The organism is Streptomyces sp. NPDC003720 (assembly GCF_042875075.1).
In the GTDB taxonomy this organism is placed as follows: domain Bacteria; phylum Actinomycetota; class Actinomycetes; order Streptomycetales; family Streptomycetaceae; genus Streptomyces.
This window is the reverse complement of record NZ_JBIANZ010000001.1, coordinates 269,944-290,499: the sequence shown is the minus strand read 5'-3', so window position 1 is coordinate 290,499 and position 20,556 is coordinate 269,944. Positions and strand designations below refer to the sequence as shown.

The window sequence follows — 20,556 nt, the reverse complement described above, 5'->3', positions numbered from 1 at the left end:
GTCACTCCTGTGCGTATTCCAAGCGGCAGTTACAGCGGGCGGTCTCCTTGGCCTCACCCATGCCGTCACCCGGCCATCGCAGGCCGTTCGAGAAAACGTCGTCCAGCGAGACCTTCTCGCCGTCCTGCGCCCTGTGAGACGGCCGCGGGTTCTTGCCCCCGGTCCGCCAAATCTTCTTCGTCAGCCCCGACGCGTCGGCGGCATCGTGAGAACCGAAACCGCGGGCCTCCGTGGACGCGGTGGCGGCCCGCATCACTGAGGTCGTCACCCACACCTCGGCCGCGTTGCGCAGCGAGTCGTGCCAGCCCTCCGGCGGGCCCTCCTGCACGGCCTGCACGGCGTCGCGGCCGGCCTGCTCATGCTGGCCGGCGTGCGTCTCCGCAGCGGCCAGCAGCCACGGCAGCATCACTTGCGGGTCCCAACCCGATGCCTCCGGGTTGAAGTCGTCCAGCACACCCCACGCGCCGAGCTGGGCGATCCGGAAGCCGTGCTCGGCCAGCAATGACTGCAGCTCGGCCAGCCGGTCCTCGGAGCCGCCGTCCCACCAGTCCAGCAAGTCCGGTGGCCCGTCCGCCTTGGCCCCGGCCTGCGCGAGCAGACGGTCAGCCTGCCGCTGCGTCCACTTCGACAGAGCGTCGGCGAACGCGTCACGCTCCTGCTCGAAGTCCCCGAGCTCGGGCCTGTCGGCTCCGGCCGCCTTCACCAGCATCAGGCGGCCCCGCGCTTTTGGGAGCGCCGCCTGTGCGGGCGCCGAGTCCGTCGGCGACGCCTGGCCGCCCACCAGCACGTTCAGCGGGGTGATCAGCTCGTCGCCGCCGTCGAGGGCGGGCAGATTCATCCGCGCTCGTGCCTCGTTGCGCAGCAGCCACGGTGCGCCGACCGCCGTCTGCAGCTGCTGGGCCTGCTCCTCGAAGCTGCCGCGGAGCTTCTCCTGCAGGTTGAACTCGACGTACACGCCGTCCGAGTCCGGCAGATCTGGGATCAGCTGAAGCCCTATCTCCTCCTGGACCATCGTCAGCCACGGGCCGAGGGTGTCCTGGTAGAGCTGCTGGTGCTGCTCGCGGATGTTGGAGAAGGTGGCGTGATCGAGGATGCCGACCATCGGCAGCGGAATGTGATACGCCGCCGCGACCTCCTCGCGGGTCAGCTTCCGGGCCTCGATGTACTGGGCCTTCGCCGGATCGATCGCCAGCTGCTCATACTCCATGCCGTCCTCGAGGATCGGCGTCCCGCCGCCCTGCGTGTACGACCGCCAGCCCTCACGGAAGCGAGCCCGTGCCTCCGGCGCCCAAGCCGGAGCATCCGCCGGCCGCTTCAGCACCCCGGAGAGCCGGCCGCCGTTACGCCACATCTGCTCCCGGGCCCGGTTCGCCTCGAACTCCTCCGCCAGCAGCGACCGCAGCGAGTCGATCGGCGACGACCCCTTGCGCAGATCCAGCGGGTCATAGCCGTGGAAATGCACCACCTGGTCCGGCGTCAGCACCAGATCGCCCTTGGAGCCGTGCACCTTGAACGTCTCCGGCTGAAGCCAGTTGTCGCCCTCCACCGTCATCCGGGCCGGCGGGATCGGAATCACACCGATCACCCCGGCGCCGTCCTGACGGACCTTCACCCAGAACGCCGTGTCGTAGATGGCGATGTCGCTGACCAGCCGCTCAATCAGCCGGTACCGGGTCAGCCGGGCGCCCGGAGCCGCCAGGATCTGAGGCAGCGGATGATCCACCAACCGCTCCCGGTCCGTGTCCGACACCCGCCGGAACGCATGCAGCCCCAACTGGGCTATGTTCCGGGCCAGGAACGAGACGACCGTGCGGATCTGTGGCTGCACCCGATACAGGTGAGCGAACTCCCGGTACACCCCGTCCGCGAGATGCACGTAAGACGGCATGGCCACCGTCGGCGCGATCGACACCGACGACAACTGCCCCTGAGAGACGACGAACGCCACGTCAGCCTCCCGCCGCCTGAATGAACTCAACCCGAGACCGCTCGACGATGACCTCGCCGTCCATCGGCGTGTCCGCGGCGCCGTGCTGCATCAGCGTCACGTCCCGCAGCACCAGCAGCGGCCCCCGCTTCGCCCACAACACGCCCGCGAAGGCCTTGTCCGCGAGGTTCACCACCACGCGCTTACGCACAGCGGTACGGCGCCACGGAAACCAGCCCCACACGACGGCCACCCCCTCACACGACCTCCAGGCCGCCGTCCTCGTAGGCACTCTTCACCGGCTGCTCGCGCGTCATGGCTTCAGACAGGGCAGTGATCAGCGACGCCACGGCGTCGATCTTGTCTCCAGCCTTGTCCTTCGCCGGCTTCACGTTCCCGGCCGGGTCCATCGCCACAGCGAAGTTGTCGACCTGCCAGCGCACACACGCGTTCCCGCCGTGCCGCAGCAGCGGCTTCTGCGCCGTGCCAGCCAGCAGCAGCCGCTGCAGCTCCTTCGTCGGCGGGGACATCGTCGCGAAACCCTGCCGCACCTTGACCATCGGAGCGCCGTCCTCCATCAGGTCATTCGTCAACTGCGACGCGTTCCACGGGTCGAAGCCCAGCGAGCGGACATCGAACGCATCCAGATCACGCTGAATCTGAGCGCGGATGAAGTCGTAGTCGACGACATTGCCCGGTGTGGTGCGCAGTAGGCCCTGCCGCACCCATACCGAGGCGGCGCCTGCCGTGCGCTTGTCCAGGTCTTCCAGCCGCGCCTCGGGCGTCCAGATCCGCCACAGCGCGTCGAAGCCGCCCCGCTCGTCGTCCGGGAACAGCCAGCACAGCGACGTGAGGTCCTGCGTTGCCGACAGGTCCAGGCCGCCATAGGTCTCGCGGCCCGCCAGCCGCCGTTCAGCAACCATGGACGCGTTGCGGTCCCAGTCCTCGAGCTGCAGGTACTTCGTCTCCTGCTTCGTCCTCAGGCCCAGATGCAGGCGCAGGAAGCGGGCGAGGTTTGCCGGGGACTGCTTGGCCGTCACCGCCTCGGCCTTCATGAACTCCATCGTCGGGCTGTCCCCAGCCGCCAGGCCCGGGTTCGCTTTCAACCAGGTCTTGGGGTCGAAGGGGTCGTCTTCCTTGTCGGCCCCGAAGACGACGCCGTAGAACGACTCGTCCACCAGCACTCCGCGGGCTAGCTGCTCGAGGCGCTCGCGAAGCTCGGCGTAGATGGTGCCCGGTGTTCCGCTGTCCGCCGTCGTGGCGAACATGACCAGCGGCTGCGACCGCGCGCCCGTCCCTGTCTGGACGGCATCGATCAGATCGCGCGAGCGGTGAACGTGGACCTCGTCCACGAAAGCGCCGTGCGGTGAGGCGCCGTGAATGGCGTCGCCAGCCGAGGACATCACCGCGAAGTACGACCCTGACCTGGGGTGCGTGATGCGGTCCCGGAGCGCCTTCACGTGCTCACGCAGATCGGGCGCCTGGGCTGCGAGCTGCCGGACGGGATCGAAGCAGAAGCGTGCCTGATCCTTACGAGAGGCCAGGGCGTACACCTGGGCGCCAGGCTCACCGTCCGCCGTGGTGAGGTAGATGGCCTGCCCACCACCGACGGTCGTTTTAGCGTTCTTCCGGGGAATGTCGAGGAGCTGCGTTCGGATGATCCTTCGCGGAATCCCGTCCTCGTCTTTCCGGACCCATCCGTAGGTCGGTGCGATCAGGTAGGCGATCTGCCAGGACCGCAAAGTCAACGGGCGTCCCGCCCATTTTCCCTGCGTATGCCGCAACCGGGAAAACACGTCGACCACCAGGTCGACCTTCGCCGGATCGAAGTAGGCACCCGGCGCATCACGCGGCTCGGGTGTCTTGAACTTCGGCGGGCAGTTCGGCAGCTCATAGCCGCGGGACAGCAGGTACCAGGCAACCTCAGGCGACAGCTTCAGGCGGTCCAGAGTCTTCTGGCTGGGGAGCCTCATGCGAGCCCCCCTCCATATCCAGCAGGGCGGCCTCCTCCCCGCCGTACAGGCGCAGGAGTTCCCGCGCCCACGCCACCTGATCGACTACTCGCTGGCCCGGGGGGTGATTCGAGGCCCAGAGTTCCAGGTTCTCGATTCGGTTGTCGTCTCTGATGCCGTTCTTGTGGTGAACGGTCTCCTCATCCCTCAGCCGGCGGCCGAGGTACTCCTCCATCACCAACCGATGTTGAGCCACTCTCTCGCCCTTGGCGCGCACCGGGTGGCCTTTGCCGACAAGCACATAGAGGTATCCGTTCGATCGCCAGAAGCCCAGCTTCTCCTTGATCGGTACATCCGCCAGCGGGTCCCCGTGCTTCCGAACCCGGGCATCGTGCGTAGCGCAGTACCCGCCAGAGTTGTGCTTTCGGTCGCAACCCTCGACGCGGCACACGCCCTTCACCTGCACCCAGACACGAACCGGCTTCTCAGGCTGAAGGCCAAGCCCGTCCTTCACCCGCCGGTAGTGGGCACCGCACAAGCCCTTCGCCCGCTTCTTCCGTCCGCATCCGTCCACGGAGCAAACGGCCGTCGGGTTGTACGGCCGAATAGGCACATCGGCTTGCACGTCTCCCGCAGTCCGAAGGCGCCGCCCATGAGCTCCACAGAATCCCTTAGCGACAGCTATTCGTCCGCATCCGTCTGCTCCGCACTTCATGTACAAAGTCTATGAACTAGGCGAATGGATTGCTGCCAGTTTTGGACGGATCGTTCGTCGAGGGGATGCGGGCTCGGGAGGCGAACGACATGCCCAACTGCTTGGCAAACTCGAGGAAGAGCTGCGACTGAGCCCGCATCTCGGCTCCAGCCGGGTTCTTCTTCTGCCCGCCATGCGCCGGGTCGCCGATGACTACCTCGCCGGCCGACAGCGCGTCACCCGCTTTGCGGGCTGCAAGGAAGTGCCGCAAGGCCAATTCGACCGTGGGCCCATCCGCGCGCGTCAACAGGCCGGCCCGATCCAGCTCCGGCACGATCGTGTCCCACAGCTCGGCCAACTCCTCATCGTCCGGGAAGCCCGGCGGCTTCGGCGGAGCTGACGGGGCGACCTTCTCCGCAACTGTGCCAGCGACCTCGGCGTCGGGGACCGCCTGAAGGTACTTGGGGATCTTGATAGGGCCGCGACTACCCACAGTGATCACCCCACAAAGATCCAAAACCACCCTGGAGATAACCCTCATTGACCGCGGCGGGCCCCCAGGCGATCACGTCAGCGATTCTGACCCCCCTACCCCCTGGGGTCGAGCCCGATCCCCCGGCGTAGGGCCCGCTCTCGGTTGGCCCGAGCAGCCTCAGCCCTCGACTTGATCAGATGATCGTCAGGGCAGATCAGCCCGAGGTTGTCCATGTCCTTGGCCGAGCCGTCCTCGGAGATCGGCGTCTTGTGGTCGAGGTCGAACACCTCGTCGGGCTGGGCCTCGCGCCCGCAGACGTAGCAGCAGTTGTTGTCTCGGAGGGCGACCTGCCTCTTGAGGCTTCGCCATGTGCCTGAGCTGATGCCATAACGGTCCTGCTTGCGTGCCCTGTTGGCCCATGGCTGAGGCTGGTGCTCGTCGCATCGGCCTCTGTTGGTGACGAAGGCGTGGCAGCCTGCGGCACCGCAGCGGGTGGGAGGGGCGACGGGCATGGCCACCTCCCACCGAGCCGGCTACTCCGTCTTGTCGACGCCGGTCACTTCGCCGTTGACCATGGTCGCGAGAATGCGCGCTGCGCCTTCCTTCTTCGCGGGCACGGGACAGAGCATGACCTTGCCGTCGTTCTCGATGGTGATGAACAGCTGGTTCATGTCCTTCTTCAACGCCAGCGCGAACAGGCCGGTGAGCAGGACCCGGGTGGCAGTGACCCGCCGCCCTGCATCCTCCCCCCGCTCTATGGTGACCCGGGCCCCTTCGACGGGTACCGGGTCCTGGTTGGGTGCACGGAACTGCCCGCCCATCACGGTGAGTCCGGCCGATGCGGCTGCTGCCGTGATCTGCCTCTGCCGCTTGGCTGCGGCCTTCTCCTCATCGCTCTTGCCCTTGCCGAACATGCCGGCCCCCTCCTGTCGTCGCGGTCTAGGCATGGTGCCCAGAGGTACGGACGGCAGTCAGCGAGGTGACGGTTTCGTTGCACAGCTAGGACGGCTCGGGGCCGATGTTCTCCAGGCGCAGCCGCCATGGATAGGTGCTGTGCGCGTAGACGATGTTGGCGTTGCCTGCGGCGGCGCCTTGGTGCGCGAGGGCTACGGTCGCCTTGCCGGTGCCGTCGATGTGCCCGGCCCCGACGGTGAACATGGGCGGGCCCGGGTCGTAGCCGAACGACAGGCTGGGGTAGAGAGCGGGGTCGCCTTCGCCGGGCGGGCTGCTGGTCTCGGTGGTCGCGTAGACGGCGATGGCCCCGGCTGAGTCGAGGAGGACCCAGTCCAGGTAGTGGCTGCCTTTCCGCATGAAGCGGCCGTACACCCGGATGCGGTCGCCCGGGTTGGCGGTGATCGAGCACTGGAGCGGCGTACCGGCGGACGTCTGGATGACCGCCCATGAGGCCGCAGCAGCCAGGCCGCTGAGGTTGTCGTTCGTGATCCGCACCTTGGCTGTGCGGATCGATGCACCGCCGCCTGCCGGCCCGGGATCACCCTGATCACCCTTGGGGCCTTGAGGCCCTGGGGCGCCTTGGTCGCCCTTCGGCCCTTGCAGGCCGGTGTCGCCCTTGGGGCCTTGTGCTCCGTCGGCTCCGGCGGGCCCTGCGGGGCCTTGGATGCCGGGGTCTCCCTTGGGCCCCTGGGCGCCGGTTGCGCCTGTGGGCCCGGCCGGCCCTTGGGCTCCGGTGTCACCCTTCGGTCCCTGGGCTCCCGTCGCTCCGGCAGGGCCGATAGCCCCGGTAGCTCCGGCGGGCCCGGTCGCTCCCGTGGGTCCGGTGGCGCCGCGCGGGCCGACGAGGGAGGCGAGCCACTGGGTGACGCTGCCGGTGTAACCCTGCTCGACGGCGATCTCGTAGGCGCTCTTGCCGGGCGCCCCGGTGCCGCCTCCTCCGCCGCCGGTGCTGCCACCGCCGGGTGCCTGGGCGGGGACCAGCTCGTCAAGGTGGACCGTGGCGCCGTCCTCGCCATGGATGTCGGCCCAGAACGCGGCTCGCTTGCCCTTCGACGGCTGGACGTCGACGTACCACTTCCACCCGGTCGGCACGATGCCCGCCGCGTTGTTCGGGATGATCTGCGCGGTGAACGTCCCGTCAACGATGTCCACTCGGCCGCCGCCCGGATAGACGGCGTGCCGTTCCGCGTCGGCGAGGATCGCGCTGGGGGTGAGGACGACCTGGCCACCGTAGCCGGTGCCGGCGACCGCGGACGGCAGCGTGCCAGTCAGGGTGACGACCGGGGTGCCGGGAGGGAACATGGTCACCTCCAGCGGTTGAGTCCCGCCGCCCGGGAACCGGTGGCAGGCGGCGGGACGATCAGGCGGCCTTGGGCCGGCCGGGCTTCACCTGGGATGCGGCCTCGATGGTGGGCAGGTGGTAGAGCGGCTGGTCGCCTGGAAGGTCGACCCGTTCGATCTTGCCCCTGCTCTCCCAGACGCGGATCGTGCCGGGCTTCACGCCGGCCACGCGGGCGGCTTCCCAGATGTCACCCAGGTCGCGCTGGTACAGGTCGTACAGCTCGGGGTTGGGGAAGGTCGGCACGGCCACCTCCCCGGTACGCGAGAGCCCCCGCCGGTGCGTTCACGGCGGGGGCTCTGGAGTGCTCTTGTGATGGGTGTTCCACCATCAATTCCGGAGATTACAGATTGAGCGATCAACTAGCAAGCGCCTGCGGGGCTATCTCGACCTCCACGTCGACTCGTTCGGCCGCGAGCGCTCCTTCGAGTGCGGCTTGCGCCCCGCTGTCCTCCCAGGCGGCGGCGAGGTCGGCCCGGTCGAATGCGAGCCGCAGGACGCCGTCGTGGAGGGTGGGTGTGGCGTGGGCGAGGAGTAGGCCGGTGACGTGGCGGCGGCGTTCGGCGGCGGCCACGATCCGCGGCCACCAGACGGGTTCGGGCATGAGGGCTCCTACTGGTTGCGGGTGTGGGCGAGTTCGGCGGCGCGGTTGAAGGCGAGCAGGACGGGCGCGACGCTGGTCTGTCGCGCGTTCCAGCTGGGGATGGTGTCGGCCTGCCAGTGGCGTTGGATGGCTTCGAGGAGGAGGACGCAGGCGTCGTCGGCTTGCCAGCGGCTGTCGGCTTCCCGACGGATGGCTCCGATCGGGCACCGGCGGCCGTCTTCCTCGACGAGCGCTTCGCGGCTCCAGCCGTCGGTCTCGAGCCGCACCCCGGCCCGGTGCAGGAGCGCGGCCAGCGGGGTGCGGTACGGCGCGGGGACCGCGGTCTGCGGCAGGACGGGAACAGTGACCTCGACCTGGTCGACCTCGATGTGCGCTGAGTTCACATCGACGGCGAGGCCAGCGAGGGCGAGGCGGCCGTCCATGATGGCGCCCACCTCGGCGAGCCGCGCTTCCAGGTCGAGTTCGACGGCCGTCGTGGGCGCCTGGGTGATGGTGCGCACAGCTCCTCCTCCGGGGTCGGTATGGGGCGGTTTGCGGTGGACGGCGACTCGGACGCACCCCGGACGGGAGCGCGTTGTTGCTGGTCAGGGCCTGGCGGCTCCTGGACGCGGGGTGCGTCGACTCGGCCTGACCGGGCCCGGGCCGGCGGGCCGATGTCCGGGTCGGACGGCCGTCCAGCATGGGTCATATCACCACATACTGGGCAACCGTCCGGGTTGCGGCCGGGTCAGGCGGCCAGGTTGTAGCGGGATTCGACGGCGCGCTGAACCGCAGCCAAGGGGTAGCCGGCGACCCGGCTGCCCTCCCATTCGCGCTTGCGCTTGTCCGCCTCGGTGCGGGTGACGAGAGCGCCGAGCCTCTCGGCGGTGACCTCAATCCCTGCTGCGGCGAGCCGGGCGGTGAGGGCGGAGCCTGGCAGCCAGTCGGTGTCATCGCCGGCCTCACGGAAGGCATCGAGGAGTTCGGCGAGGATCACGGCGTCCTCTTCGCCGGTCTCCCGCAACTGGTCGGTGATGGTCCGCGGCAGGGTCCCGGCTTCGTCGCGCCAGGCCCAGGCCCGCTTCAGCAGCAGGGTGACCTGGTCGTCGGTGTAGTAGTCGGCGCGGACGAGGGTCGGGTTGGAGCCTTCGGCCCACAGCAGGCCGGCCCCGCGCATCTCGGGCTCGATGGTCTTCGCGCTGTAGCCGGCGGCCGCGGCGCCCTTGCCGAGGATGGTGTCGGAGGCTTCGGGGGTGGTGCAGCGCAGCGCCCACCGGATGGACAGCAGGTCGCGCAGGCTGGTGTCGACGACGTCGGAGCCCGGCTTCTGGGTGGCGCAGAAGGTGACGATGCCGGCGGCCCGGCCGCGGGAGACGAGGTTTCGCAGCGCCTTGGTGATCTTCTTTCCGTAGTCGTCGTCGGTGGTGTAGAACATCAGCTCGTCCACCCACAGCAGCTTCTGCCGCAGCAGCGGGTGCTCGTCGGCGAGTTCCTCGGTGACCTTGCGCTTGCCGAGCTTCTTCAGCAGGGCATAGCGGTCCTTCATGTCGGCGAGGGCAGCCTTGAGCATCTCGTAGAACGCCTCGGGGTCGGCGTCGCCTTCGAAGTGCTCGCACAGCGGCTCGAACGGCTCCAGGTCGCCGCCGCCCTTGCCGTCGGCGAGCCACAGGATGACCCGCGGGTCGAGGGCTGCGGCCAGCAGGATGGTGTTGCCGGAAGCGGACTTGCCGGCGCCGGGTTCACCGCCGACGAGGCCGGACCGCTCGACGACGCTGATGGACAGGGACAGGCCGCGCACGTCGGGGCCGATGCTGATGCGCCCCCAGAAGTTGGCCGGCTTGTCGAGGTGCAGCAGCGGGCCGGTGCCGGCGGGCTGAGTGAACGGCAGGTCGCGGGTGACGTACAGCTCGAGCCGGCCGGACCGCCCGGCCTTGGTCATGGTGAGCTGGGCTTCCTCGACGCCGAACCCGGAGGCGAGGGCCGCGTGGGCGGCCATGGCCTTCTTCGACGGGATGCCGGGCGGCAGGTCGATGACGGCGGTCCAGGCCCCGTTGGTGTCGAGCATCGGCATCTTGATGACGCGGAGGTTCTCCTCGCCGCCCATGACCTTGGCGGCGCGGAACACCTCGTCGAGCATGGGGGCGGTCATGGCGTCGCCGTCGCCGAGGGATCGCCAGTCAATGGACCAGTCGGTCTCTTCGTTGACGGGGTGGCGGCCGGCGAATGCTCCGGCGGCGAAGGTGGCGAGCGCTCCGCTGGTGAGGCCGAACCATCCGGCCCAGGCGTAGCCGCCGGTGATGGCGGCGAGCGGCGGGCCGTAGACGGCGCCGAGCCGCATGCTGCGGATGCGGCGCCGGTGTTCGCGGGCCTTCTTGTGCTCGTCGACTGCCTTGCGGGCGGCCTCTCCGGTCTTCTCGGCGGCCTTGAGCGCGGCCTTCTTCTTGTTGGGCAGAACGGCGGGGGTGAAGCGGGCGGCTCGGGCGGCGGCTCGGGCTTCCTTGGTGGCGATGTGGGCGGCGTGGGCGAGGGCGTCGACGTGGACGCCTTCGAAGCCGATGGCCCAGTCGTGGACACGGCGGCTGCCGCGGCGGAACTGTGCGGCGTGGCCGCGGCTGGTGCGCTGCCGGCGTGCCCAGCGGCGGGTGGCTCGGCGGCTGGCCCGGTAGGCGACCCCGGACCGGGCGGCCCATCCTTCGGCGGACTTCGTCCAGGCGGGCAGCAGCGGCTCGTCGTCGCCAGTGGTGTCGATCTTGTCGAGGGTGGCGCCTTCGAGGATGCGGCGCGCGGACTCGACGACGTCGGTGTCGGCTGTCGGGCTGTCGGCGCCGGGGAGGTAGCTGACGGGTGCCAGCGTGTCCGGTTCGATGGACTGCTCGGTCATGGCGGGTGCTGCTCCTTGTCGGGGGCGGCACCGGGACAGGGGTGGTCCCGGTGCCGCGGTGGGGGTGGCTAGTCGGCGCGGGCGGTGACGGTGGTGCGGCGCGCGGTTTCGGCGGCGGCGGCGCGGGCGGCGGTGTGGAAGCGGGGGGTGTCGCCGGGGCGGCGGCGAGGCGGTGTGGGCTTACGCCGAGGCACCTTGGCGACCTTGGATGTGGCGCCGTCTACGGGCCGCAAAACGGCGGGGGGGACTTGGTTCGCCACCTGCGATGTTTTCGTGTCCCTCTGGGCCGTTCGGGGGTCCGTCTGGGTCGTCTCTCCGAGCACCTGAGGGCCACCGTTGAGACGCTGCTTCAGCGGGTTGTAGGCGGCGGCGAGCATGCCGGTGCGCACGAGCTCCGGGCGAACGTGCTCACCGAGTTCGAACGCGGCGCCGAGCTGGATCTGAGCGTTCGTGAGGGACGCGTAGGTGTCGGCGTCGAGCGCCGGCTCGGCACCCTTCTTGATCCGCCAGGCGGCAGCGAAAGCCGCGTCGTCGTCCAGCTCGCCGAACGGCAGCGCCGTCTGCAGCCACTCCGCCTGGCCGACGATGTCACCGTGCAGCTTGCGCCGCCGCTTCACGTGCCTGCGGCGGGCCTTCTCCTCTCGGCGCTGCTCGCGGGTCTTGCCGTGGGAGCCGTGGGTCTTCATGTCCCACAGCCAGATCGCGAACAGGGACGAGCCGGCGAACACGGCGGCCACCCACGGCTGGGCGGGGAGCGCCTCGGACCAGTGCCAGTACTGGACTGCCGCCGCGGCGAACGCGGTCCCCCACGTCCCGGCCCGGTACTTCCCGGCCGGGCGGCCGGCGTCCTCGGCCTGCTTGCCCATGAAGGTCAGCGCCCACGCCCCGCCTTCCAGCATGGAGGCGAGGAGCACGGCCAGCAGGATGAACACTCCGGCGTGGCTGAGGGCGGCGACCTGGGAGATGACGGCCGGGACGATGGAGGACACCATCACGTAGCCGACGAACACGGTCACCGGGTTGGCGTTCAGCCAGCGCCCGATCTTCAACCGCCTGGCGCGGCGCGCGTCCTTCTTGCGCTCCTTCTCCTGCTCGCGGGCTCGCCGGTCGAGCTGCTTCAGCCGCCGCTGCTCGGCCGCGTCCTTGCGGGCCTCCTCGGCGTCAAGCTGCTTCAGCTTCAGCTGGGCGTCGATCTCAAGGCGGCGGTCCTCGCGCCGCTCGGTGCGCAGTTCGGCCAGGTAGCTCACTTGGCACCTCCAGCAGGGGCCGCGGCCGCACCGAACAGCAGGGCGGCGACGTCGTTACGGAGTCGGGGCGTGACCGGGCTGAGCCGGGCGCGGCGGGCGAACGCCTCGCTGCTCGCGGACGAGGCACGGGCGACGACCTCGGTGACGAGGCTGGCCAGGGCCATCGAGCCGGCCAGTAGGCCGAGCAGCAGTTCGATCACGGTCAGCAGGAACAACGCGGTCTGCGCGGTTGCCCTCATGGCGGGGTCCCTTTCGGGGAGTCAGTCGATTGGGGGGTGGTGCTGCGCCAGTTCTCCTTGGCGCCAGGTCGGGCCTGGCGCCGCGGGCAGCCGGTCAGCGGCCGGCCTGCGCCTTCAGCTCCTCGCGCCGCTTCTCGGCTTCGGCCCGGGTGCCGTACTCGAAGCCCCACCGGCCGCGGTCGGCCGCGACGCGGAACTTCGGGGGCAGGCCGGGGACGCGGAAGCGCTCGATCTCGTAGGGGTCGTTCACGGCGGCCATCAGGCGGCGGCCGGGTAGTCGAAGCCGGCGAGCTCGTCGACGAGGGCGGGGTCGATGGCCTCGGCGTGGTCGCGGATCAGCTGGGCGACGTCGGTGCGGCCGGTGCGCAGGGCGGTGGCGTAGTCGGCGAACAGGCCGGCGACCGTGTCGTCCAGGGCGTCACCGACGGTGGTGGTGGAGCGGACGTGGCGGCCCAGGTCGGTGGCGGCGAGGTCGGCGCTGGAGATGAACGGAGACATGACTGGTAGTCCTCACTGGTCAGGTGGGTCAGGAAGGGGAGGCCGCGGCTGACGGCATGGCGGGGGATGGATGGAACCGCCAGCCGCGGCGGATCAGGGGTTAGCGCTGCTGGGCGGCGGCGAGGCGTGCGGCCTCGGCAGCGGCTGCGGCCTCTTCGGCTGCCTTCATGTGCTGGCGGGTCTGCTCGGCCAGCGCGCGGGCCTGGGCGCCCTGCTCGGCCGGGCTCACGACTGCGCCTCGACGATCACGAGGAAGGAGTCGGTGGCCAGGTCCATGACGACCCGGGCCGGGATGCCATCGCGGCGCCGGGCGGCGGCGAAGGACTCGGCCGGCCACTGCCCACGCGGGGCACCAGCCGAGAACCGCTCCAGCACGGTGCGCTGCGGCTGGGCCGGGCGGGCGGTGCGGACCGGGCCCTGCGCGGCCACGTGCGCCGCGGCGTCGGCGGGGCTCATGCGGCCACCGCCTCGGCCTGGGCCTCGTTGTGCAGGCGGGCGGTGCGGGCGTGCTCGCGGATCTTCGCCGCCAGCTGCTCCAGGCCGGCCGCCACCTCGTCCGCCATGTCCGGCGTCAGGTAGGCGTCGACGGAGCCCTCGTCGCCGACGATGACGTGCGCGGCCCGCATCTGCGGGTCGGACGACATCGGGTCGGCACCGACCGCGGAGGTCAGCGTGTAGACGGGCTTGTCGCCGTTGAAGAACGACGGGATGTGCGCCGCGTGCTCCTCGCCGGTGTGGTCGACGTCGTCGAGGAAGTGCACGTAGTCGGAGACGTGGTTCGTCGCGCACCAGTCCGGGCACGGCACGAACACGATCTGCTGCTTCGGGCCGGGGGCGCCGAGCGCGACCGGGGCCAGGTGGTGGCCTGCGGCGATCGCCGGGAACGGCGTTACTGCACCCAGGGCTGCCTGGGTAGACTTGCCTGCATCCATGAGGGGACCCTTCAGAGATTCCTCGTGGTAGGGCCGGCCTGAGAGTGGAGTCTCGGTGTCCGGCCCGTCTTGTGTTGTGAGTGCTGGTGGAGCAGCACAGGTGTCCCATTCGAACCGGTGGAGCGGTCCGAGTGGCACTCCACTAACGTAGCGCCTTCTCTAGACCGTGGCAATCCACTGTGGGACGATTCCTTCATGCCAGCCGGAGTCCACCTGAAGCCAGCCAGAACCTTCCGCCCCGACAGCGTGGAGCTGTACGAGCAGGCGAAGGATGCCGTCGCCCAAGTGGACTCCACCCTGAACGCGCACATCAACGCCTTCCTGCGCTGGCTTGTCGGCGAGACGGACGAGCTGCCGGAACGGCCGGCGGCACAGCCTGACGCCGCCTCACGTAATCGGTAGGCCATGCCGACAAGGTGACATCCCGGCGTCACTCGCCGCGACGACATCCCAGGCGACATTCCGGCGACATCCCGCTACCGTGAGTGCATGACCACCCCTAACTCCACGCTCCGGGCGGTTCGCATCTCCATGATGCTCAGTCAGGACGACTTCGCCACCGCGCTTCGAGAGGCGGGCGAGCGCGCCGGATCCCCGATCGAACCCAGCAAGCGGCTCGTTCAGCGCTGGGAGTCCGGCGCCATCGCCGCCCCCAGCCCCCGCTATGCCCGCGCCCTTGAGGCCGTCACCGGCATGCCGATAGACACCCTCGGCTTCGCCTCCCCGGCCATGGCCCGGGTCGCCGAGGACGGCGCAGGTGGCCACGACGTCCACCCATCCACAACTGGCGTGGCAGCGCCGGTTCCCGGCGCCACCCCCGCCACCTCGCCGCGCGCCAACTACTCCGGCGTCTGGCTGTCGCGCTACGAGTACTTCTCCAGCGGCCGGGACTCCAGCTTCATCGGCATGCACTACGTCGTCGTGCTCCAGCACGGCAACCGACTGACGGTGCGCTCGCTGCCCGAAGCATCGTCGAACCCGGACTCGCCGCTGACGATGGACCTCACGGTGGACGGCAGCGTCATCACCGGCACCTGGGTCGAGCAGACCGCCAACGACGGCTACTACCGCGGGGCCCGCTACCACGGCGCCATCCAAATGCTCATCGAGCCGACCGGCACCCGCATGGCCGGCAAGTGGGTCGGCTTCGGCAAGGACATGGACGTCAACACCGGGCCGTGGGAACTGCGCCTCGAGGACGCGTCCACCAACCAGAAGACGATCGGCAGGTACAGCCGGAGGCCTGCGTGACCGGCTCGGGGCGTGCGGCCCTCTACCGCCTATTCGACGCCGAGGGCCGATTGCTGTACGTAGGCATCACCACTGACCCTCACCAGCGCTGGAAGCGGCACGCGATGTTCATGTCCTGGTGGGGGCAAGTCGCCCGCAGGACTGTCGATTGGCTTCCTAGCTGGCAAGAGGCCTTGGCCGCCGAGAAGAGAGCGATCCAGGAGGAGGGTCCTCGCTTCAATGGAACCCACAACCACCCTGTAGCGCCGTTCGTTGCTACGGAGTGGCAGCCGATCACGATCCGTCGCGGGAAGGCGGTCGCGCTCGCAGAGAGAATCTGCCAGGAGATCGACGCGGGCCGCTGGCGGCCCGGAATGAAGATCCCCAGTTGCGACGAGCTCGCCACAGCGACCTCAATCAGCCCGACGACAGCGAACCTCGCTCTCCGGGCTCTGCAAGCCGAAGGCCGCCTCAAGTACCTCCGCGGTGTCGGCATCTTCGTCTACGACGGGGTGGCACTAGAGCGGCCGAACCGACGCCGCCCCCTCCCCTCACAACGCTCCTGGATCGACCCGTGCCCACGAAAGGATTGATCGAAATGCGCCCATTGGAGTATCGAGATTTCTTGATCGACGTGTTGAAGAACACCCCGGATGTGGGGATGGTCGACGCGATCGAGGGCGGCCCGCACCCGTTCGCGTTGACGGTGACGGTGGCTGGTCGTGAGCAGCGCTGGCAGGTGATTGGCCAGCTGGCTGAGGGGGCGAAGCATGACACGCCTACCGCGGCCGTACATGGAACGCCTGCCTCGTTCAAGACGGCGCCTGCCAGCGGGCCGGCGGATGCGTGGCTGGCTGGTGTGATCGGTGCGGCGGAGTCGCCGGACACTAGGTCGCTCGAGGTGTGGTCGTCCCGCGAGGGTAAGCAGAGCACTGGTGTGACGGTGTTCTTCCACAACGGCGAGCGTGCTTTTCTGCGCCTCTTCTGACCTGCTGCCGCCGGGTCTAGCCTGACTGTGCGTCACGTATCGGATTCATCCCGTCGACCAGGGAGAACTGATCATGCATGGTGAGCGTTTCGATCCGGGCCGGTTAGCCGGCGCCTGCCCCGTCTGCGGAGCGGGTGTCGGATCGCAGACAGGTCAGCCGACGACGATCCATCAGCGAGGCGGGACAGGGCAGGAGACGTGCCCAGGGAGCGGACAGCCTGCCGTCTGACGACATGCGTAAAGGGCCCCACCGCGAGGGATGCGGTGGGGCCCTTCGTCATGCGGTGCGGCCGACGGGCCAGCATTCGGCTGGGATTGGGGCGAGTCCCCGGGAGTCACGGAAGGCTTCGTCCTCGCCGCATGGGGCGCAGATGGGGATGCTGCGGTCGTTGGTGGTTCGGGAGCGGGCGCCAGGGTCGCGGGCAAAGATCTGGAGCGGGCCGCGGCAGCGGGGGCACGCCGGATTCGTTGTCATGTTCTCGCCTCAGCCTCGCGAACCATCCGCGCCACTTCTGGCTGAACGTCGGAGTCGACGTCAACTGCTTGGGCAGGCGCCCAGATCTCAATGGCCTCGGGTCCGATGCCTTCGATAGACGGGGCTCCGACCTTGAGCTGCGTGCGCCAGCGCTTCCACATCTGGACGCGTACCCGGATCCAAAACTCCTCGCCGGGTCGGATCTCCACGGCAACGAGTTCGCCTTGGATCTCGCCGCTGAGGCCAGGGAAGCGGACTCTCGCATCGATGGGGTCGTCGAAGTCGACGACTACGGGTTCGCTTGTCATGCCGCAGGGATATCGCCCCGATCGCGGTAGGCCGGGCGCAGCAGCCGCGTGTCTGCCGCCGTGCGCCCGATCGCGTGAACCTACGCCGCCCGCCTTTCCGCGAGCGGCAGCCGGCGGAGTTCCTGGAGCCCGTATTGGGCGCCGCATGCGTCGCAGTGCTTGCCGGGGCTTTCCAGGGTGATCTTCAGGACGGCGCCGCACTGGCAGACAACGCCGAACTTGCGGGCCCCGCGCTCGCCGCCGGTCGCCGTCTCGCACTGCCGCCGCAGCTGCCCTATCTCGGCGGCGAACTCGGCGAAGGCCGGGTGCTCTTCGGCGGCCCACGGGAGCAGGACGCGGAGTCGGCCGACGGCTTGGTCGCACTGCTGCTGCAGGTTGCCTTCCCAGCGGGGGTGCCGGTAGCCGAGCGTCTCGTGCCAGTCGATCAGCCAGGTCTGCAGGATGGTGACGACTCCCCCGCGGGCCGCGAGCGACAGCGGGTCCAGGCGGACCGGGAGCGGGGCTGTGCGGCTGCCGGAGACGGCGGGTCCGCCTGCGCTGCTGCCGGGGTGCAGGTTGTCGGCGAGGCGGGCGTACAACCCGTCCGGGCCGGCGAGGGCGCGGAGGTTGCCGTCGACGCGGTCGGTGCAGGGGCGGCAGGCCTGGTGGCCGAGCTCGTTGTCGTACAGGTCGCGGAGGCAGACGGTGCAGGCGGTCACGGCGGTGCCTTTCGTGCGGGCGGTTCAGGCGGCAGTGCTGGTGGGGAGTTCTTCGCGCAGCCAGTGGGCGTGCATCTCGATGGATGTCTCGGCGCCGGACTCGGTCTTCTCTTCGGCCTCGTAGCCGCAGTGGCAAGTGGCCGTGTACCGGTCTGCGGTCTCGCTGTAGACGGGCCGGACTTCGACCATGCCGTGGTGCTGGTCAAAGTCGTCGACGAGGTGGCGGCAGGCTTCGCGGAGGGCGGCCTGCTGGCTGAAGAGGCCGATGCCGACCCAGCCGCAGTTGTCGTTGTTGCAGCGCCAGATCCACTGGCCAAGGCGCTTACGGATGGTGATGGCGGGCTCGGTCACGATCCCTCCCGGTAGCGGTGGTCCCAGGCGAGGTGGGGGCGGAGGATGTCGAGGGCGCGGTCGATCGGGGTCGGCTCGGGCGGGGCGGCCGGGTCGGCGAGCCCCCACTCGATGGCGATCTCGCTGGGCAGCGTGACCGGGATGGCGATCTTCCGGGCGGCGGTCATGCTGCTGCCTTTCGCTGGTCGGGGAGGTCGAGGTCGTCGAAGCGGATGAGGGCCCGTCGTAGTGCGATGACGACGGCGTGGGTGCGGGAGCGGGCGCCGAGGCGGACCTGTGCTTCCTTCAGTCGCAGGTGGATGCCTTGCTCGGTGCTGTTGAGGCGGGCGGCGATCTGCTGGCTGGTGTAGCCGGACGCGGCCAGGCGGAGGGCGGCAAGCTGGCCGGGGCTGAGGGGCTTGCCGTAGTAGCCGGGTGATCTCACGGCTACCTCCGCTGCTGGGGTACGACTCGGCCGCGGGCGTTCAACACCCCGTCGGCGCGGGCGAGGAGGAGCAGGGCGCGGCGGATGACAGCGCCGGGGCGTTGGCCGCGGCGGCCGTAGGCGGCGAGGATGGCGGCGCTGCCGTCGTCGGGCTGCCAGCGGATCGGCGGGCGGGTCATGGCTGCTCCTCGTCGGCCCAGTGCACGACCGGGTCGGGGCTGGTGGTGTGGACGTGGTTGATGCTGGTGGCGGCTTCGAGGCCGATGCCGGGCTGGTCGTAGAGGCAAAGGCCGGAGGGGAATTGCACGCCGTGGATGTCGCCGTCGGGTTGGGGGATGGTGAAGCGGCGGGCGTAGCGGATCTGGTCGGGGTGCTCGCTCATGTGTGGCCTTTGTGGGTGGGGGCCGCCCCGGGTGGGGGCGGCCGGCGGGCTGGGGGTCAGGCGGTGGACGCGGGCTCGTAGGTCTGCTCGAACACGTCGGGCTTGCACGGGTACAGCTCGCGTTTGACACCGCGGATGATCCAGTCGCCTGCGTCGGCGCGCATGACGCCTTCGAGGGTGTGGATGTTGATCCAGCTTTCGGCGGGGTTTGATGCGCTGTTGAACTCGACGACGTCGGTGTCTGCCTTGGTCTCGTCGATGAACTGCAGGACAGCGCCGAGGTTGTGACCGGTCCAGTGGATGGCGTCGATCTCGACGGGGCGCTTGCGGTAGCGGGGCACTTACTGCTCCTTCGGGTCGTGAGGCGCTGTACGCCTCTGTGAGGCTCTGTGGGCGGGTCTGGCGGCGCTGGAGTCGCACAGCCGGCTGTGCGGCGTTCCTGGGGGCGTTCTGGCCCCGTCTCGGGCCCCGGCCGCCCGCACGGTGACAGCCGGGGCGCAGCGGGTCAGGCGTGTCCGGTCGTGGACGGGCAGCGGCATTCGACGCATCCGGCCTCGGGCCCGTGCCGCTCCGGGCCGTGGCCGCAACCGCCGCGCGTCTCCCCGTCGTCGTCGGCTGCCGCGGGCTGCTGCTCGGCGGGGGTGGGCGCGTCGGCGTCGATGCCGAGGATGTGCACCGGGTCCATCGGCGGGAGCTGCGGCGCCTCAGGGGCGGCGCAGTTCCCGCACGGCACGTACCGGCAGCCGGAGCAGCGGTCTGGGCCCGCCTCGGTGTCGTCGGCTTCGCAGGCGAGGCAGGGGCAGCGGGTGACGTCGCAGCCATGCGAGCACCGGGCCTGCTGCTGCGCCTCTGCGGCCAGACGGCGCAGCTCGGCGACGCACCATGCGCGTCCCCGGTCGTAGCCGCTCTCCGGCTCGTAGGGCGCCTCCAGCTCGTCGGCGGCCCCCAGCAGCAGGGCGGCCCGATCGGTGACGAGCGCGCCCACGACGGCCATGTGTCGGGCATGCTCGGCGTCGTACTTCCGCTGCCAGCGCTCTACCTCGGCGGCCTGCCCGGTCGGCTCGGGGAGTACGGCCAGCACCGCGTCGGCGAGGGCGTGCGGGTTCGCCATGACGAGCCCGGTACGGGACGGCTCGGCGTCCGGGTACCGCGCCCAGATGGCGTCGGCGATGCGGTCCCGCAGGTCGGCTCGGCTCGTCGGCGGGGACATCACCACAGACGCGGCGGCTCGCATCGCTGCCCGGCCCTCCACCGCGGTCTCCAGATCGGCGATCAGAGCGCGCACCCGGTCGGCTTCCCAAGCGGGCAGCAGGATCAGGGACTCATGCACGGCGCGGCGGGCTTCAGCGACGTGGGTGTCGGCGGTCGGGTCGGTGTGGTTCACGGGCTGCTCCAGAGGTAGGTTCTCGGTGCCCGGCCGGCCCTGCTTTCCTCAGGGCCGGCCGTGGCGTTCGTGGTCACGGGGTGGTGGCGTCCGGTCGGCGCTCGACAATCCAGCCCGGCCCGCCGTCCGCTTCCCGCTCCTCACCGAACGGCGGCCGGTAGCGCAGCCGGTAGGCGTGGTGGCCTTCGGCCGGGTCGAGGGTGGTGACCTTGTTCGTGCCGAGCTTGTCGGCGAGCCCGAGCAGCGGGTCCGCGCCCCATTCAGTGAGCCGGTTGAGGGCGTCGGCGAGGTCTTGCCATCGGGCGAACTCGATGGCGTCGTACATGCGGGCGATGGTGGCGTCGTCGTGCTGTGTCATGGTTGGCTCCTCAGACGGCGGCGGACCGGGCGGCGGGCGGGTGGGTGGGGCAGTAGTCGCGGCCTTCGACGTCCGTCCAGCCGTCGGCGGCGAGCTGGGCACGGTGGTCGGCGGCGAGCCGGTCGTAGTCGGCGGGCTGGAAGGCGGCCGTGTGGGACCACGCCTCGCAGTCGTCGTGCGCGCAAGTGATCTGATGGGTCTTCGGCATCGGGGGGCTCCTGTCAGGCGGCGGGGTGG

At 69.9% G+C, this 20,556-nt stretch carries 34 protein-coding genes; 4 read left to right on the top strand and 30 right to left on the bottom strand.

The window, feature by feature from the left end:
• Nucleotide 1 precedes the first annotated feature (1 nt).
• From ACFYU0_RS01535 to ACFYU0_RS01445, 19 genes are all read right to left on the bottom strand, one after another.
• Nucleotides 2-1,948 carry a phage portal protein gene (locus ACFYU0_RS01535; protein WP_389297019.1) on the bottom strand — a complete coding sequence of 649 codons (1,947 nt, stop codon included), beginning with the start codon at nucleotides 1,946-1,948 and terminating at the stop codon, nucleotides 2-4.
• A 1-nt stretch (nucleotide 1,949) separates the two neighbouring features.
• A complete protein-coding gene (locus tag ACFYU0_RS01530) occupies nucleotides 1,950-2,180 on the bottom strand; it encodes a hypothetical protein (RefSeq protein ID WP_389297017.1) in 231 nt (76 codons plus the stop codon).
• A 4-nt stretch (nucleotides 2,181-2,184) separates the two neighbouring features.
• A complete protein-coding gene (locus tag ACFYU0_RS01525; RefSeq protein ID WP_389297015.1) occupies nucleotides 2,185-3,900 on the bottom strand; it encodes a terminase large subunit in 1,716 nt (571 codons plus the stop codon).
• Complete coding sequence (locus ACFYU0_RS01520) at nucleotides 3,851-4,393, bottom strand: HNH endonuclease (protein WP_389297014.1); 543 nt, start codon at nucleotides 4,391-4,393, stop codon at nucleotides 3,851-3,853. Before ACFYU0_RS01520 ends, ACFYU0_RS01525 begins: the two co-directional genes overlap by 50 nt.
• 217 nt (nucleotides 4,394-4,610) lie before the next feature.
• Nucleotides 4,611-5,075 carry a P27 family phage terminase small subunit gene (locus tag ACFYU0_RS01515; protein WP_389297012.1) on the bottom strand — a complete coding sequence of 155 codons (465 nt, stop codon included), beginning with the start codon at nucleotides 5,073-5,075 and terminating at the stop codon, nucleotides 4,611-4,613.
• Between the two features lie 86 nt (nucleotides 5,076-5,161).
• Nucleotides 5,162-5,560 (bottom strand): HNH endonuclease, encoded by a 399-nt coding sequence (locus ACFYU0_RS01510; RefSeq protein WP_389297010.1) that lies wholly within the window; start codon nucleotides 5,558-5,560, stop codon nucleotides 5,162-5,164.
• A 21-nt stretch (nucleotides 5,561-5,581) separates the two neighbouring features.
• The gene (locus ACFYU0_RS01505; protein ID WP_389297008.1) at nucleotides 5,582-5,962 is read right to left on the bottom strand and encodes a hypothetical protein; all 381 of its coding nucleotides are present in this window, start codon (nucleotides 5,960-5,962) and stop codon (nucleotides 5,582-5,584) included.
• A gap of 85 nt (nucleotides 5,963-6,047) precedes the next feature.
• The gene (locus ACFYU0_RS01500) at nucleotides 6,048-7,304 is read right to left on the bottom strand and encodes a hypothetical protein (RefSeq protein ID WP_389297006.1); all 1,257 of its coding nucleotides are present in this window, start codon (nucleotides 7,302-7,304) and stop codon (nucleotides 6,048-6,050) included.
• Nucleotides 7,305-7,362: 58 nt separating this feature from the next.
• Nucleotides 7,363-7,587 (bottom strand): hypothetical protein, encoded by a 225-nt coding sequence (locus ACFYU0_RS01495; RefSeq protein ID WP_389297004.1) that lies wholly within the window; start codon nucleotides 7,585-7,587, stop codon nucleotides 7,363-7,365.
• Nucleotides 7,588-7,699: 112 nt separating this feature from the next.
• The gene (locus ACFYU0_RS01490; protein WP_389297003.1) at nucleotides 7,700-7,945 is read right to left on the bottom strand and encodes a hypothetical protein; all 246 of its coding nucleotides are present in this window, start codon (nucleotides 7,943-7,945) and stop codon (nucleotides 7,700-7,702) included.
• Between the two features lie 8 nt (nucleotides 7,946-7,953).
• A complete protein-coding gene (locus ACFYU0_RS01485; RefSeq protein WP_389297002.1) occupies nucleotides 7,954-8,445 on the bottom strand; it encodes a hypothetical protein in 492 nt (163 codons plus the stop codon).
• A gap of 227 nt (nucleotides 8,446-8,672) precedes the next feature.
• Entirely contained in the window at nucleotides 8,673-10,805 is a 2,133-nt protein-coding gene (locus tag ACFYU0_RS01480) for an FtsK/SpoIIIE domain-containing protein (protein WP_389297000.1), read from the bottom strand.
• A 68-nt stretch (nucleotides 10,806-10,873) separates the two neighbouring features.
• Nucleotides 10,874-12,052, bottom strand: a complete 1,179-nt coding sequence (locus tag ACFYU0_RS01475) for a hypothetical protein (protein ID WP_389296998.1) — start codon at nucleotides 12,050-12,052, stop codon at nucleotides 10,874-10,876.
• A complete protein-coding gene (locus ACFYU0_RS01470; RefSeq protein ID WP_389296997.1) occupies nucleotides 12,049-12,291 on the bottom strand; it encodes a hypothetical protein in 243 nt (80 codons plus the stop codon). Before ACFYU0_RS01470 ends, ACFYU0_RS01475 begins: the two co-directional genes overlap by 4 nt.
• A 94-nt stretch (nucleotides 12,292-12,385) precedes the next feature.
• Entirely contained in the window at nucleotides 12,386-12,550 is a 165-nt protein-coding gene (locus ACFYU0_RS01465) for a hypothetical protein (RefSeq protein ID WP_389296995.1), read from the bottom strand.
• Nucleotides 12,550-12,789, bottom strand: coding sequence for a hypothetical protein (locus ACFYU0_RS01460; RefSeq protein WP_389296994.1), 240 nt, complete (start codon nucleotides 12,787-12,789; stop codon nucleotides 12,550-12,552). Before ACFYU0_RS01460 ends, ACFYU0_RS01465 begins: the two co-directional genes overlap by 1 nt.
• Before the next feature lie 100 nt (nucleotides 12,790-12,889).
• Complete coding sequence (locus ACFYU0_RS01455) at nucleotides 12,890-13,018, bottom strand: hypothetical protein (RefSeq protein WP_389296993.1); 129 nt, start codon at nucleotides 13,016-13,018, stop codon at nucleotides 12,890-12,892.
• Complete coding sequence (locus ACFYU0_RS01450) at nucleotides 13,015-13,218, bottom strand: hypothetical protein (RefSeq protein WP_389297945.1); 204 nt, start codon at nucleotides 13,216-13,218, stop codon at nucleotides 13,015-13,017. The genes ACFYU0_RS01455 and ACFYU0_RS01450 overlap by 4 nt, the downstream gene beginning before the upstream one ends.
• A gap of 23 nt (nucleotides 13,219-13,241) precedes the next feature.
• Nucleotides 13,242-13,721 (bottom strand): DUF6907 domain-containing protein, encoded by a 480-nt coding sequence (locus tag ACFYU0_RS01445; protein WP_389296992.1) that lies wholly within the window; start codon nucleotides 13,719-13,721, stop codon nucleotides 13,242-13,244.
• Between the two features lie 195 nt (nucleotides 13,722-13,916).
• On the opposite strand from ACFYU0_RS01445, the gene ACFYU0_RS01440 reads away from it, so the two are divergent.
• From ACFYU0_RS01440 to ACFYU0_RS01425, 4 genes are all read left to right on the top strand, one after another.
• Nucleotides 13,917-14,123: a hypothetical protein gene (locus ACFYU0_RS01440; RefSeq protein WP_389296991.1), complete on the top strand. Its 207-nt coding sequence runs from the start codon at nucleotides 13,917-13,919 to the stop codon at nucleotides 14,121-14,123.
• Between the two features lie 87 nt (nucleotides 14,124-14,210).
• Entirely contained in the window at nucleotides 14,211-14,972 is a 762-nt protein-coding gene (locus ACFYU0_RS01435) for a helix-turn-helix domain-containing protein (RefSeq protein ID WP_389296989.1), read from the top strand.
• On the top strand, nucleotides 14,969-15,544 hold the full coding sequence (locus ACFYU0_RS01430; protein WP_389296987.1) for a GntR family transcriptional regulator: 576 nt from the start codon (nucleotides 14,969-14,971) through the stop codon (nucleotides 15,542-15,544). Before ACFYU0_RS01435 ends, ACFYU0_RS01430 begins: the two co-directional genes overlap by 4 nt.
• A 32-nt stretch (nucleotides 15,545-15,576) precedes the next feature.
• Entirely contained in the window at nucleotides 15,577-15,939 is a 363-nt protein-coding gene (locus ACFYU0_RS01425) for a hypothetical protein (protein WP_389296986.1), read from the top strand.
• Between the two features lie 471 nt (nucleotides 15,940-16,410).
• On the opposite strand, the gene ACFYU0_RS01420 is transcribed toward ACFYU0_RS01425, so the two are convergent.
• The 11 genes from ACFYU0_RS01420 to ACFYU0_RS01370 all read right to left on the bottom strand — a co-directional run bounded on the left by ACFYU0_RS01420 (nucleotide 16,411) and on the right by ACFYU0_RS01370 (nucleotide 20,527).
• Nucleotides 16,411-16,722: a hypothetical protein gene (locus ACFYU0_RS01420; protein ID WP_389296984.1), complete on the bottom strand. Its 312-nt coding sequence runs from the start codon at nucleotides 16,720-16,722 to the stop codon at nucleotides 16,411-16,413.
• A gap of 80 nt (nucleotides 16,723-16,802) precedes the next feature.
• A complete protein-coding gene (locus ACFYU0_RS01415) occupies nucleotides 16,803-17,420 on the bottom strand; it encodes a hypothetical protein (RefSeq protein WP_389296983.1) in 618 nt (205 codons plus the stop codon).
• Between the two features lie 24 nt (nucleotides 17,421-17,444).
• On the bottom strand, nucleotides 17,445-17,771 hold the full coding sequence (locus ACFYU0_RS01410; protein ID WP_389296982.1) for a hypothetical protein: 327 nt from the start codon (nucleotides 17,769-17,771) through the stop codon (nucleotides 17,445-17,447).
• On the bottom strand, nucleotides 17,768-17,938 hold the full coding sequence (locus tag ACFYU0_RS01405) for a hypothetical protein (protein ID WP_389296981.1): 171 nt from the start codon (nucleotides 17,936-17,938) through the stop codon (nucleotides 17,768-17,770). The genes ACFYU0_RS01410 and ACFYU0_RS01405 overlap by 4 nt, the downstream gene beginning before the upstream one ends.
• Nucleotides 17,935-18,195, bottom strand: coding sequence for a LuxR C-terminal-related transcriptional regulator (locus tag ACFYU0_RS01400; protein WP_389296979.1), 261 nt, complete (start codon nucleotides 18,193-18,195; stop codon nucleotides 17,935-17,937). Before ACFYU0_RS01400 ends, ACFYU0_RS01405 begins: the two co-directional genes overlap by 4 nt.
• A 2-nt stretch (nucleotides 18,196-18,197) precedes the next feature.
• On the bottom strand, nucleotides 18,198-18,374 hold the full coding sequence (locus tag ACFYU0_RS01395; RefSeq protein ID WP_389296978.1) for a hypothetical protein: 177 nt from the start codon (nucleotides 18,372-18,374) through the stop codon (nucleotides 18,198-18,200).
• Nucleotides 18,371-18,577 carry a hypothetical protein gene (locus tag ACFYU0_RS01390; RefSeq protein ID WP_389296976.1) on the bottom strand — a complete coding sequence of 69 codons (207 nt, stop codon included), beginning with the start codon at nucleotides 18,575-18,577 and terminating at the stop codon, nucleotides 18,371-18,373. The genes ACFYU0_RS01395 and ACFYU0_RS01390 overlap by 4 nt, the downstream gene beginning before the upstream one ends.
• Nucleotides 18,578-18,633: 56 nt before the next feature.
• Entirely contained in the window at nucleotides 18,634-18,918 is a 285-nt protein-coding gene (locus tag ACFYU0_RS01385; protein ID WP_389296974.1) for a hypothetical protein, read from the bottom strand.
• A 164-nt stretch (nucleotides 18,919-19,082) separates the two neighbouring features.
• Entirely contained in the window at nucleotides 19,083-19,961 is an 879-nt protein-coding gene (locus ACFYU0_RS01380; RefSeq protein WP_389296973.1) for a hypothetical protein, read from the bottom strand.
• Between the two features lie 73 nt (nucleotides 19,962-20,034).
• The gene (locus ACFYU0_RS01375) at nucleotides 20,035-20,319 is read right to left on the bottom strand and encodes a hypothetical protein (protein ID WP_389296971.1); all 285 of its coding nucleotides are present in this window, start codon (nucleotides 20,317-20,319) and stop codon (nucleotides 20,035-20,037) included.
• Between the two features lie 10 nt (nucleotides 20,320-20,329).
• On the bottom strand, nucleotides 20,330-20,527 hold the full coding sequence (locus ACFYU0_RS01370) for a hypothetical protein (RefSeq protein ID WP_389296969.1): 198 nt from the start codon (nucleotides 20,525-20,527) through the stop codon (nucleotides 20,330-20,332).
• Nucleotides 20,528-20,556 lie beyond the last annotated feature (29 nt).